This window comes from Streptomyces viridiviolaceus (assembly GCF_014650995.1).
Classification (GTDB): domain Bacteria; phylum Actinomycetota; class Actinomycetes; order Streptomycetales; family Streptomycetaceae; genus Streptomyces; species Streptomyces viridiviolaceus.
Genome location: NZ_BMWA01000135.1, coordinates 1 through 527, shown reverse-complemented (window position 1 = coordinate 527; position 527 = coordinate 1). Strand labels below are relative to the sequence as shown.

Annotated in this window: 1 protein-coding gene; it reads left to right on the top strand. The window is 39.3% G+C overall.

Features of this window, described 5'->3' with window-relative positions; all coding sequences use genetic code 11:
* Window positions 1-527, top strand: a 527-nt coding sequence (locus IE260_RS43540) for a type IV secretory system conjugative DNA transfer family protein (RefSeq protein WP_189881050.1), incomplete at both ends; no start/stop codon positions are given.

The following is a 527-nucleotide window of genomic DNA, read 5'->3' as shown; positions in this document are numbered from 1 at the left end:
GGTGGGTTTCATCATGCCTAATATGATCAATTATCCTCAAAATATCGTTGTGTTTGACCCTAAGGCTGACACTATGGAAACTTGCGGAAAAATCAGAGAAAAACGCTTCAACCAAAAAGTGTTCATCTATGAACCTTTCTCCTTAAAAACACACCGATTCAATCCTTTCGCTTATGTGGATTTTGGTAATGACGTGGTTTTGACTGAAGACATACTCTCTCAAATTGACACACGCCTAAAAGGGCATGGCATGGTGGCTAGTGGGGGGGATTTTTCCACTCAAATCTTTGGATTGGCAAAGCTCGTGTTCCCTGAAAGACCTAATGAAAAAGATCCTTTTTTTAGCAATCAAGCGCGAAACCTTTTTGTCATCAATTGCAATATTTATAGGGATCTCATGTGGACTAAAAAGGGGCTTGAGTTTGTCAAAAGAAAAAAAATCATCATGCCTGAAACCCCCACGATGTTTTTCATAGGTTCTATGGCAAGCGGTATCAACTTGATTGATGAAGAAACAAACATGGAAA